Origin of the sequence: uncultured Dysosmobacter sp., assembly GCF_947631165.1 — a bacterium.
GTDB lineage: Bacteria > Bacillota > Clostridia > Oscillospirales > Oscillospiraceae > Oscillibacter.
Genome location: NZ_CANRKH010000061.1, coordinates 1 through 11,480, shown reverse-complemented (window position 1 = coordinate 11,480; position 11,480 = coordinate 1). Strand labels below are relative to the sequence as shown.

Sequence of the window (11,480 nt, the reverse complement as noted above, 5' to 3'; positions counted from 1 at the left end):
GAGGGCCTGCCCCTCTGCCGGGAGACGGATTGGGATTTTACCGCCAATCAGCCGGTCTGGCGGGACGGCTCGCCGGTTTTTGTGACCGGGCAGCGGGCGGTCCTGATCTGGGCCTGGAACGCACTGCATACGGAGCGATTTGCCCACGACGTTTACAGCTCCGACTATGGGCCGGACTTTTCTGCCCTGCTGGGCCAGTCTTACGCTGAGGAAGTCCGGCAGTCTGAGGCTATCCGGATCGTCCGGGAGACGCTGCTGGTGAATCCATACATCACCGGCGTCTCGCAGGTCAGCGTGGCCTTTGAGGATTCCCTGCTGCGCCTGCATTTCAAAATGACAACGATTTATGGGGAGGTGAGCATCGATGGCTGCGACATCGCCTTATGACGAGCTGACGCCGGAGCGCATCAAAGCCAATATGCTGTCAGACCTGGAGGTCAAGGGGGCCCATATCGACTCCCGGGAGGGCTCTTACGCCAACACCCTGGTCAGCGTGGCAGCCTATCAGATCTACAAGCTCTACCAGCAGTTCCCGAGCCTTCTGAGTATGGTGTTTCCCGATGAGACTGCCGGAGAGTATATCGACAAAAACGCGGCTCAGGTGGGTATGGTCCGGGCGCCTGGAAAAAAGGCCACTGTGCCCGTCACATTCACTGGCGCCAACGGCACTTATATCCCGGCTGGGACGGCCCTGTACGCCCCGGAGAGCGGCCTGCAGTATATCACCACCCAGGATGCCACCATTGCCGATGGCACGGCCACGGCGCAGGCTGAGGCGGCGGAGATCGGCGCCGACTACAATCTGCCCGCCGGCTATATCACGTCCATGTACATTAATGTGGCCGGTGTACTGTCGGTGCGGAACGATGTGGCGGCCACCGGCGGCGTCAATGAGGAAAGCGACGCCGACCTCTATGCCCGGTATCATGCCCGGCGGACTCTGCCCATCACCAGCGGCAATAAAAACCATTATATCACTTGGGCCACAGAGGTCACCGGCGTGGCTTACGCCAACTGCATCCCGTTGTGGAACGGCAACGGCACGGTGAAGGTGGTCATCGCCGGGGCAGATCGCGGGCCGGTGGATGAGACCATCCGCAGCGCCTGTGCCGCGTACATCGAGGAAAACCGGCCCATCGGCGCTACGGTCACGGTCGTCAGCGTGGCGGAGCGGGAGATCCCGCTGACCGCATCTGTGACCCTGGTGGAGGGCTATTCCACCGACCAGGTCGGGGATCAGCTGGAAGCAGCAGTCAACGAACTGCTGTCCAGTCAGCCATTCGGAACGACCGTCACGATTCCCTTCAGCCGTTTTCTGGCCTGCCTGCTGCAGTGTCCAGGCGTAGCGGATTACAGCGCCTATACCGTAGACGGGGCCTCTGCCGCCGTGACCATCAACGCCGGGGATGCTCCTGTGGTGGGAACCATCACCATTACCTGAGGAGGCGAGAGCATGAGAGAGACCCTGCCGGAGCGGGAACGTGTACCCGCCTACCATTACGCCTGCGAGCAGAGCAAGGCAATCATCGAAACGCTGGCGGACGCCAGCCTGGAGGCCAAGGCCGCTCTGGAAGACGTCATCGACCAGTTTTTTGTGGATACGGCGACCTGGGGCCTGCGCCTATGGGAACAGCAGGTAGGCATCCAGACAGACGCCTCTCTTTCCCAGGCTGCCCGCCGGGCGGCCATCAAGCAGAAGCTGGTAGCCAGCGGCAACACCACGGCGGAGATGGTGCGGGGACTGGCGGAATCCATCACCGGCTATGAGGCACGGGTCATCGTCAACGGTGACTACAGCTTTTCCCTGGAATTTCTGGGAGAGGCAAACACCCTGGCAGACATCAATGTGGAAGAGGTCCGCTCTATTGTAGAGCAGATCAAACCAGCCCACCTGCGTTTTGTCATTTCCGGCCTCACCTGGGCCGATGTGGAGAGCGTTGGGCTGATCTGGCAGTGGTTTGAGGACAATCCAACAACGTGGGCGGAATTCGATGCGAAATTCTGTGTCCACGCCAAGAATTGAGGAGGTATTTATGGGATTTTTCGGCAAGCACTGGAAAATCGACGGTGTGATGGCAGCATTCGTTCGCCGGAGCTTTGAGAATGGGCAGTATCAGATCCTGTTTGAACGGGAAAACGCTTCTTTGGAGCAGATCGAGGCTATCAACTGGGAGAGGCCGGTCATTGAGAAGCTGACAAATCGGGACAATGAAGCGGGGCTTCCCGAGGGCTATGGCTTCGATCTGGTCAAGATCACCTATGACAGCAATACCCGGAGCTACACCGCAACGGTCCAGACGGCGCGGCAATATTTGGGCGATGTCACCGAGTACCAGGCACAGGTAGAAACACTTCAGCGGGAGGCGGCCCAGAAGGATGCCGCTATCCTGGAAAAGGAGCATACCATCCAGCAGCAGGCCGCCGCGATCAGCGCCATGGAGCAGGCCGGGACCGCGGAACAGGTGGCTGTCCGGCTGGAGACCGCTTACACGGAAGGAGTGGAAAGCAATGGATAACAACATCATCAACTTGGCAGAGGAAACCATGCGGGAACGGGGCAGGGCCGACGCCGCCAATATCGCGGCTCAGGCTGTTGCTGGCACGATCTCCAACGAGGAACTGCTGGATAAGCGGTCCATGATCCCTACCTGGCGGCCCAGGGATTATTCCAACGTTCCCATTGGCACTCCTTACAAGCAGGGAGATATGATCTATAAGCTGAGGCAGCAGCACGATGCCACCGGCAACGATGCGTGGACTCCTGAAGCAACTCCCGCGCTATGGTCCGCTGTGTCCAAGGAGGGGGAAAGCGGCACGCTGGAAAGCCCCATCACCGCCGCCCGGGGCATGGAGTACATCTATGGCCAGTATTACCTGGACACGGAGAATAACAAAGTCTATCTGTGTCAGCGCATTGGCGAGGCTGAGGGCGGCACCATTGTGCTGCAGTTCCTGCCGCATGAGCTGGTCGGGCAGTATTTTGAGGAGGTGCAGTGATGCAGAACGAAAACAACCTGTTGCATATCAAGGCCCTCGTCGCCGGCGTCCTGGGCACGCTGACAGCTATCTGGGGCTGGTTTGGCTGGCTGGTGATCGCCTGGGTGCTGCTGATGCTGGCAGACTGGCTGGTGGGCAGCGCAGCGGCGGTTAAGCGGGGCGACTGGTCCAGCGCCAAACTCCGGGAGGGTGCCTGGCACAAAGGCGGCATGGTCATCATTGTCATCGTGGCCTTGGTGGCAGACTGGCTGATCGGCACCATGCTGGCAAACCTCCCTGGTATCACGCTGCCGTTTGAATACTCAGTCCTGCTGGCACCCCTGGTAATCGTCTGGTATATCATCGGGGAGTTAGGCAGCCTGGCAGAACACGCCATTTCCATGGGGGCCCCGGTCCCCTCCTGGCTGCTCCGTGTTTTGGCCGCCGGTAAGAACGCCGTGGACGCCGCTGGCGACAAAATCACCGGCGATGACAATAAATGATCCTGGCTCATGCATCCCGCCGCAAGGCGTTTATATCAATCTGAAAAGGAGACCATATCATGAAGAACATCACTGAGATCATCGGAAAGTACACTGCTGGAGAGAAGACCCTGGAGGAGACCAACGCCGCCCTGAAGGAGGCTGGTGCTGGCCTGCATCTGGATCCGGAAAAGAATGTGCTGACTGAAGCGGACAAGCGGACCACTACCATTGGCTATTATCCCGACCAGGCCAACGGCTGGGGCTTGCTGGATACCGGTACCGGCACCATGGACAAGGTGGAGGTCCGGGGCGGCCAGCTGGTGAACTGCGACATGGGCGAGAGCTACGCCCTGGTGTTCATTGCCGGCCGGATGTACCATGTCAAGGGCCGCCTGCTGGTTGACTGAGCGTGTACGTCCTGAAGGAACTGCTGGCGGCACCCGGGAACTATGGCGGTGCCCGGGCCGCCAGCCAAATCAAGTACCTGGTCTATCACTACACCGGTAATGACGGAGACCTCTCAAAAAACAACGCCGCCTATTTTCTGACGCATGTAGTAGAGGCCAGCGCCCACTATTTTGTCGACGATGACACGATATACCGCTCTGTGCCGGACCTGCGGGTGGCCTGGTCCGTTGGCGGCATGAAGTATTCCAATGCGGATCTGACCGGCGGAGGGACGCTGTACGGCGTTGTGACCAATACCAACAGCATCAGCATCGAGATGTGCGACACCATCCGGAACGGTGTGTACCAGGCCAGTGAGGCCACCATGGCCAACGCTGCGGCACTGGGCCGGGAGCTGATGGCCAAGTACAACATCCCACTGGCGAATGTAGTCCGGCATTTTGATGTAACCGGCAAGCACTGTCCCAGCTATCTCATCGGTGCACAGAAGTGGGCGGCATTCAAGCAGCGGCTGGAATTGGAGGCAGAAACTGTGACCTACAAATATCTGAAGGAGATCCCGGCCAAGTTCCGGCCCGTCATCGAGGCTCTGATGACCGCCGGGATCATCCAGGGCGACGGCAGTGATCCGGAGGGCAACGGTGACGTGATCGACCTGACCCACGAGCAGGTTCGGACGCTGGTATTCGTCTATCGGGGCGGCGGCTTTGATAAGAAACTGCAATCTGTCGGCATGAACATGGCAGTACAGTAAAATCTGTCAGGCATTATCTACGTAATAGTAAAATAATGGTATGGGGTGAGTACCCACTTTAGTACCCACTATGATTCAATGATGTCTTGCATACTTCTTTATAAAGTTGCAATTTCTGTGCAATTCTACCTGTAATTGCAACAATTCCACCCTATATTTCAGGGGATATTGATTCGAGTCCAGTAGTCTCCGTCAAAAAGATCATGATTTCATAAGAAATCATGATCTTTTCTGTATTTTCTTTCGCAAAAAGTCGAATTTAGCTTTTGCTTTTTTGTGCTGACCAACACACTTACCAATATGATATGCTCCCCATAGAGTAGACAAACAGAGGATAGCAACTCTGAAAACTACACTATGGGGAGCAATCATATATGGCGATCAGTAATCAAGTGGAACCAGCTTTAAAGCTGAGTGCGGTAAGGGAGTATCTTGCTGGAACAGGCAGTCTCAATAAGATCGCAGCAAAGTATAGCATAAATCGCAGTACGCTTCAAAAATGGCTGCTGAACTATGAAATGTTTGAGAAGCCGGATCGCAGCATCGCACTCAAATCCGGTACTATCCAGAAACAGTAAAGCGGCAGGCGGTAGAATCGTACTTATCGGGGCAGTCGAGTATTGAGACTGTCTGTAAAAATATCAACTGCGGTCAAGAACACAACTGGAGCAATGGATTTTGTCGTATAATGGTCAGAAAGAATTCCAATCCCCCGGCGGGAAACGAAAAGGGGGCCGGATGGCCATGACAAGTTACCAGAAACGAAAAGCGGCGGTAGAGTACTGCATCGATCACGGCAAAGACTACAAAGCAACAGCGGCCAGCTTCGGCTGCACTTATCAGCAGATTTACGGCTGGGTAAGAGCATGCCATGCGGGTGGACTGGAGAGATTATCCTGCACGCATAAAAAGGCTCAAAAGAAACTTCCTGAGGTCATGGTGGAAAACAGGAGACTGAAAGCCAAGGAAACCGCCATGGAACTGAAATTAGCCGTCCGCCGCAGACTTCAGCAATGCAAGCTCCAAAGACTGGGAGAGGCAGATTTCAGCGGCGTGCGGAACCTGTTGGAATATCAGGTAGTCCAGCAGCTGCACCAAGAACAGGGGTGGCCTGTGGGACAGCTCTGCGAAGCGGTTGGAGCCAGTCGGTCCGCCTATTATAAATGGCAAAATCGGACAGTCAGCAAAAAACAGTCTGACGATGAGCAGTTTATCTCTGAGATATACCAGAGCCAACACGGCATCCCCGGCTATCGACAGATGAAACTGATCCTGGAACGGCGGTATGGAATCCAGTGTAATCTCAAGCGGGTTTACATGATGTGTGTTCTCAACCTGCACTCTGTACGCAGGCGGAAAAAGCACAATAGGCGCAAAAAGAAAGCAACTGCCGACTATATCGCTGAAAATATCCTGAACAGGGAGTTTACAGCTTGCCGGCAGAACGAAAAATGGCTGACAGATGTGACGGAATTTAAATATGGGGCGGACCACAAAGCGTATCTGAGTGCCATTCTGGATCTATATGGCCGGAACATCGTTTCTTTTTCTTTGAGCCGAAAAAACGACACCGCTCTGATTCTCGATACTTTTGAACGGGCATTTCGGCAATGCCCTGACAGCAGACCTTTGGTCCATAGTGACAGGGGGCACTTCACCTCTGGGGAGCAGAAAAAGGTACCTGCAAAAAACAGGTACCTTTTTCAAGGGGCGATCAGTAGGCGCGCTTGATGATCTGCTCCATGTGGACGCGGGCGTCGTACATCACCTGCTCCTCGTCCATGGTCAACACTTCGCGATCCTTCATGACCAGCTTGCCGTCAATGATGGAGTCGGTCACATCCCGGCCGCAGCCGGAATCCACCAGGGTGTTGACCAGCACCTGGGAGGGGAGGAAATGGGGCTGGTCAAGGTTGATTAGGATGACGTCGGCTTTCTTGCCGGCCTCCACAGTACCCAGGATGTCACCGTGTCCCAGCGCGTTGGCGCCGCCCTGCGTGGCCATCTTCAGCAGCGTTTTGCACGTCATGACTACAGGGTCAAAGTAGGACAGGCCCCAGAAACAGAGCATGGCGTACCGCAGCACCTTTATCTCATCGAAGAGATCGACACCGGAGAAGGAGCTGCCGTCCGAGGCGAGGCCGACGCTGCAGCCGGCCTGTAGGATGGTCGGGACCTTCGGGAAACCGTGGCTGCAAAGGTTGGCCCGGGGGCAGTGGACGAGTTTCACTTGGTTGTCGGCCAGCAGCTGGATGTCATGATCTGAGAGCATGACATTGTGCGCCGTCAGCAGGCGGGGACCGAGGACCCCCAGATCTGCCAGCACCTCGGCAGGGCGCTTCTGGTAGTTTTGCAGGCAGAAGCTGACCTCGTCCCGGTGCTCGCACAGATGCATATGGATGCCGGTAGACCGCTCTGCGGCGTTTTCCGCCACCATGCGCATCAGCTTTTCCGAGCAGGTCATGATCTGCCGGATGGCGAAAAAGATGTCGATACGACCGTCTCCGGCACCCTGATAGGTGTCATACAGCTCAATCGTGCGGGCGATGGCCTCCTCCGCGGTCTCCTTCATGGCGCCGGTTATGGCGTTGCCCATATCCATGGTGGACTTGGCGATGGCGGCGCGCATGCCGCTTTCGATCACGGCGTCTGCGACACGGTGCATGTGCACGCCGCCGGAGTCGGCGAAGGAGGTGGTGCCGTTTTTGATCATCTCAAGGCAGGCCATCTTCGCGCTGACATAGGAGTCCTCCGGCAGCAGATTGCTCTCAAAGGGCACCAGAAAACGGGTCCAAACCATGGGGTATTCGTCCGCGGTGCGCCCGCGGAGCAGCTGCTGGCAGGTGTGCATGTGGGCATCCACGAAGCCAGGCATCATGAGCTTGTTTTTTCCGTCCAGGACCGTGGCGGCCGTATAGGCGGCCTCCAGATCGGCGGTGGGACCGACCTCCTTGATCCAGGACTGGTCGATGACCACGGAACAGTCCTCAGAGATGCTCATATCCGGCTGCAGCACCCGGCAGTTTTTCACAAAAATGTCACAAGTTTTCACGAGAGCGCTCCTATCCTTAAATTTGTCCGGTGGCCGCCAGGACCAGGTGTGCCACCAGAGCGGAGAAGAAGAAGGTGCCGGCGATGACAAAGATCGTGATGATGATATACTTCCATCCGGCCTTGGTGAAGTCCTTGAAATCCTTGCCGATGGCGATGCCGGCGTAAGCGCCCAAGGCGGCCGTGGGGGCCATGAAGCTGGAGTAATTGGCCAGCGTCATGACCGTGTCACGGACAGGGGAGATGGGGCAGGCCAGCAACAGGCCGGTCAGCGCCACGAAGATCATCGAGGGCAGCTTGACCCAGCGGCTGAGGAACTTGTTCAGCAGCAGGCCGAACAGGCCGATGGCGCACAGCAGGGCGGAACCGGCTGCCGCCTGGCCGAAGGAAACGCCGTAGCCGACCATGTTGCCAATGATGACCATGACCCATGCCAGCAGCATCAGCCCCAGGCGGTTCACAAAAAATTCCTTGAAAGTCATTTCACTTCCTCCTTTGCCTGCTTCTTTTCGCGTCCCAGGATCGGCTGCAGCTTCTTGTACAGCCAGGTCGTCAGGGGGATCCCGATAAACGTACCCATATAAACGCCGTCCACGCCGGTGAGCGTGTCGCTGGTGCTGGCGTAGAGCAGGATCTCCTCCGCGTATTCGGGATAGATCTCGCCCAGGGTCGCGGCGGCCGCCGCCATCATGGAGCCGCTGCCGACACCGCTGGCCATGCCCAGGGCATAGGGGTGGAACAGGTTCAGCGAGGCCACAAGACTGGCGAAGAGGCCGATAAAAATGGTACCGATGATAGAGCCGACGATGTACACGGAGAAGGTGCCTTTGGTCTGGGGAGAATCAGGACCCCAGTAGTCGGTAGACAGCGCCAGGTTGCCGTCACGGTTGATGGAGTAGGTGGCGCCGATGGATTCCAGACCCAGACCGAGCAGCAGCGCCAGCGGCAGGGACAGGAACACAGTGCCGAGGTTGCCCAGCTCCTGCAGGATCAGGGCGGGGCCCACGTCCACAAGCTTGCTCAGATTGCCTCCGGCGGAGATGCCCATGCGCGCCATGAAGGGAGCGATGACCACCAGGACCATATCACCGGCGTCCCTGCATTCAGACTCTGTAAAGACCTTCAGCAGATCGGGGCCGAGAATGCCGCCGATGATCGTGGCAATGACCAGTGGGAAGATGACCAGGTTGCCGATGCCGATGTTGATGTTGATGGTACCAATCAGATCGGCGGCGACTGCGATGACAATGGCGATGACGATCAGTTTTCCGTACCGCTTGATGGGGCTACTCTTGACTTCCATGTTTTTCTCCACGTCCTTTCTTTTTTCCGGAATTAGATATTACTGATTATAGCGGATGTGGTTTTTTGTAAGAAGAGGTCAAAAATCGTTAGAAATCCATTGGAATTTCAGATAGGCAAAAAACGATGGAAGTCCATCGGATTTTCGATGGACTCCCACCGGGGTGCGGAGGATCAAAAACGGGGCAGCAGATCAATGAAATGCTGTGCGATCTCGCTGGGCTTGTAGTGCTCGCGGGCGACCCAGACCAGGTGGATAAGGTAGCTGTTCTGGATAGGGCGGGCCACAATGTTTTGATTACGTTCCTCAGGGGAGCAGTAGCTGCTCCCGGTGAGAAAAGCGTCCAGATTGCAGAGCAGGCTGTACGCCACGGCCCGGTCCGTGGTGCCGATTTTCCGGGGACAGGAGGCGATCGCCTCGCCGCTGAGAGGATTGGAGCGCAGGATGTGGTCATAGGTGATACAGGGATAGGACATCAGATCGCTGATGGAGATGGATGTTTTTTCGGCCAGTGGGTGGTCCTTGCGCAGGTGCGCATGGAGCATCTCCGTTCCAAGACTGTGATATTGCAGGCTGTGGTTCCGGATCTCCTGCAACACCTGCTTGGATATGGGATCGGCGAAAAAGAAGATCCCGATATCCGCATACCCGCGCTCAACATTTTCCAGGATATCAGATGTGCAGCTCTCCAGAAAACAGAGCTTGTATTTTTTGGATGTGATCTCCCTGGCGACGGATATAAATGGCTCCAGCCCGAAAATGTGGTGCTGCGCCGCAACAGAGAAAGTGATGCTCTTCGTCCCGCGCTCATGGTACTTGTGCTGCAAAAAGTCCATCTTCTTGACAACGACGCGCAGCTCGATCAGCAGCTCTTCGCCGGCCCCGGTCAGGGCCACACCCTTGGCGTTGCGGTGGAACAGCTGGACACCGTAAAAACGCTCCAACTCCTTGATGGCGCTGGAGACACTGGACTGTGCGACATACATGCGCCTGGCGGTCTCACTGATGGAGCCGGACTCCGCCGCGTCAATAAAATACTTGATTTGCTGCAATGTCATTTGAATCACCACCGGAAATTTTTCTTTAAAATATTATCCGGCGTTAGGGCAATCTTGTCAAGAGGGGTTCGAAACTGTCGGCCTCGGGCCCGGCGCGAATGATAAAGATCAGATAGAGTCTTCAATCACATCCAAAAGATGAATGGGATCAAGCTGCTTGCGTGTAAAAATATCCGCAAGATGCAATACAAAGGAAAAGTCTGTGGAGACATCCGGCAGAAGCATGACCTCCTCATCCTGACCATTTTCCACGCGTAGGACGCGAAGCCCAAATGTGCGGCCGCAGTCAAAATAGGGAGAATGCAGCGCCATCTCAACGGGAAGATACTGGAACATGAAAGCCCACCTCCTTTGCAAGAGTTGCCACGTCAAGCTCAAAAAGCGCCATCAGCAAAATAGTATCCTGCCAGCTGGGTCTGGCCATCCCTGCCTCAATTTTTTGGTACCAGCGCCTGGAGCAGCAAAGATGATCCGCTACCTCCTGCTGGGTCATCCCGCGGTCACTCCTGGCAGTGCAAAGAATACTGGCAAAGATGTGGATCGGCTTTCTCTTTCTATCAGCCATGGTATCCCTCCTCAACAAGAGGAAGAATATTCCAGCGTTTAGCACATGTCGACGAACGCCGTGTTCACATTGTGGAATCTGCTGAATTTTGTTGATTCGGCTTGGGTGGAATCACTTCATATAGCCCGTTTTCATTGCTATTGGAAAATGAGATGCTGTCCAACAGGGCTTTCCCGGCTTCGTCTATGACGGTAGCCTCATGCTTGTATTTGGCGATATCAAGTCCGTAGTAGTACATGGCGAAACCTCCTGTCTCAAATTTTCAGGCAGAGTTTCCTCACGCTTCTTTGCAGGGACAACCTCGTTAGATATACAGCGCACATTTGCCATCCAGCTCATTCATGTCACTCCGCAAAGACAGCGGCGCAATCCTTTCTTTGAAATCATTTCTTCATGGAGCAGTCCTGCGCCCTCTACCTGCTGACTTTATTATCCCACAGGGCTTGTGGAACAACAAGTGGGTTTTATGCGGTTTACCACCTCATCCAAACCGCGACTTTATTATACGAGATTATACGAGGAGCCTTTCTGGCCTCCTCTCCAAGGCCACGCGGACCACATGTGCCGGCGGAAATAGTACACCGCCAACAGGCGCCTCGTTTGTCTGCCTCCATGAGATATGGCCCTATCTTCTCCTGTGGTAAAGTCTTCATTTCCTTTTTCTCCATCTTGGGAAGCCTGCAGCCTTTTGCCGGGTTGGTTAGGATGAGCCTTACGGCCGCCGCTTGTCCCAGACAGTTGTTCAGCAGGGTATGAATGCCATGCACCACACGGATGCTCAAGCCCTTGTTCTTCAGTTCGACGTGCTTATAACGCTGCACTCTGCCGTTCTTTTGCAGGTCGTTGTAGAATTTCCGGATCTAGATGGTGGTCAGTTTTT

17 protein-coding genes are annotated in these 11,480 nt (G+C 55.8%); 10 read left to right on the top strand and 7 right to left on the bottom strand.

Going from position 1 to position 11,480, the window contains the following annotated elements:
• From Q0Z69_RS15615 to Q0Z69_RS15570, 10 genes are all read left to right on the top strand, one after another.
• On the top strand, positions 1–387 hold a 387-nt coding region (locus Q0Z69_RS15615; RefSeq protein ID WP_367272337.1), incomplete at its 5' end, for a DUF2634 domain-containing protein.
• The gene (locus Q0Z69_RS15610; RefSeq protein WP_298035328.1) at positions 365–1,441 is read left to right on the top strand and encodes a baseplate J/gp47 family protein; all 1,077 of its coding nucleotides are present in this window, start codon (positions 365–367) and stop codon (positions 1,439–1,441) included. The genes Q0Z69_RS15615 and Q0Z69_RS15610, both read left to right, overlap by 23 nt.
• A gap of 12 nt (positions 1,442–1,453) precedes the next feature.
• The gene (locus Q0Z69_RS15605) at positions 1,454–2,023 is read left to right on the top strand and encodes a putative phage tail protein (protein ID WP_298035327.1); all 570 of its coding nucleotides are present in this window, start codon (positions 1,454–1,456) and stop codon (positions 2,021–2,023) included.
• A 10-nt stretch (positions 2,024–2,033) separates the two neighbouring features.
• Complete coding sequence (locus Q0Z69_RS15600) at positions 2,034–2,516, top strand: hypothetical protein (protein ID WP_298035326.1); 483 nt, start codon at positions 2,034–2,036, stop codon at positions 2,514–2,516.
• Positions 2,509–2,997, top strand: a complete 489-nt coding sequence (locus Q0Z69_RS15595) for a hypothetical protein (RefSeq protein WP_298035325.1) — start codon at positions 2,509–2,511, stop codon at positions 2,995–2,997. Before Q0Z69_RS15600 ends, Q0Z69_RS15595 begins: the two co-directional genes overlap by 8 nt.
• Positions 2,997–3,479 (top strand): holin family protein, encoded by a 483-nt coding sequence (locus Q0Z69_RS15590; RefSeq protein ID WP_298035324.1) that lies wholly within the window; start codon positions 2,997–2,999, stop codon positions 3,477–3,479. The genes Q0Z69_RS15595 and Q0Z69_RS15590 overlap by 1 nt, the downstream gene beginning before the upstream one ends.
• A gap of 59 nt (positions 3,480–3,538) precedes the next feature.
• Positions 3,539–3,868: a hypothetical protein gene (locus tag Q0Z69_RS15585; protein ID WP_298035323.1), complete on the top strand. Its 330-nt coding sequence runs from the start codon at positions 3,539–3,541 to the stop codon at positions 3,866–3,868.
• Positions 3,869–3,870: 2 nt separating this feature from the next.
• The gene (locus Q0Z69_RS15580) at positions 3,871–4,623 is read left to right on the top strand and encodes an N-acetylmuramoyl-L-alanine amidase family protein (RefSeq protein WP_298035322.1); all 753 of its coding nucleotides are present in this window, start codon (positions 3,871–3,873) and stop codon (positions 4,621–4,623) included.
• Positions 4,624–4,997: 374 nt separating this feature from the next.
• Entirely contained in the window at positions 4,998–5,201 is a 204-nt protein-coding gene (locus Q0Z69_RS15575; RefSeq protein WP_298035321.1) for a helix-turn-helix domain-containing protein, read from the top strand.
• A gap of 166 nt (positions 5,202–5,367) precedes the next feature.
• Entirely contained in the window at positions 5,368–6,354 is a 987-nt protein-coding gene (locus Q0Z69_RS15570) for an IS3 family transposase (protein ID WP_298035320.1), read from the top strand.
• Here Q0Z69_RS15570 and Q0Z69_RS15565 read toward each other — a convergent pair.
• From Q0Z69_RS15565 to Q0Z69_RS15535, 7 genes are all read right to left on the bottom strand, one after another.
• Positions 6,338–7,675 carry an amidohydrolase gene (locus Q0Z69_RS15565; protein WP_298035319.1) on the bottom strand — a complete coding sequence of 446 codons (1,338 nt, stop codon included), beginning with the start codon at positions 7,673–7,675 and terminating at the stop codon, positions 6,338–6,340. The two genes, Q0Z69_RS15570 and Q0Z69_RS15565, sit on opposite strands and share 17 nt — an antisense overlap.
• A gap of 16 nt (positions 7,676–7,691) precedes the next feature.
• Positions 7,692–8,156 (bottom strand): hypothetical protein, encoded by a 465-nt coding sequence (locus Q0Z69_RS15560; RefSeq protein ID WP_298035318.1) that lies wholly within the window; start codon positions 8,154–8,156, stop codon positions 7,692–7,694.
• Positions 8,153–8,977, bottom strand: a complete 825-nt coding sequence (locus Q0Z69_RS15555) for a DUF3100 domain-containing protein (RefSeq protein WP_298035317.1) — start codon at positions 8,975–8,977, stop codon at positions 8,153–8,155. Before Q0Z69_RS15555 ends, Q0Z69_RS15560 begins: the two co-directional genes overlap by 4 nt.
• Positions 8,978–9,150: 173 nt before the next feature.
• Positions 9,151–10,035 carry a LysR family transcriptional regulator gene (locus Q0Z69_RS15550; protein ID WP_298035316.1) on the bottom strand — a complete coding sequence of 295 codons (885 nt, stop codon included), beginning with the start codon at positions 10,033–10,035 and terminating at the stop codon, positions 9,151–9,153.
• A 108-nt stretch (positions 10,036–10,143) separates the two neighbouring features.
• Positions 10,144–10,371, bottom strand: a complete 228-nt coding sequence (locus Q0Z69_RS15545) for a DUF6514 family protein (protein ID WP_298035315.1) — start codon at positions 10,369–10,371, stop codon at positions 10,144–10,146.
• Entirely contained in the window at positions 10,349–10,600 is a 252-nt protein-coding gene (locus tag Q0Z69_RS15540) for a helix-turn-helix domain-containing protein (protein WP_298035314.1), read from the bottom strand. Before Q0Z69_RS15540 ends, Q0Z69_RS15545 begins: the two co-directional genes overlap by 23 nt.
• Positions 10,601–10,664: 64 nt before the next feature.
• A complete protein-coding gene (locus Q0Z69_RS15535) occupies positions 10,665–10,838 on the bottom strand; it encodes a hypothetical protein (protein ID WP_298035313.1) in 174 nt (57 codons plus the stop codon).
• Positions 10,839–11,480 lie beyond the last annotated feature (642 nt).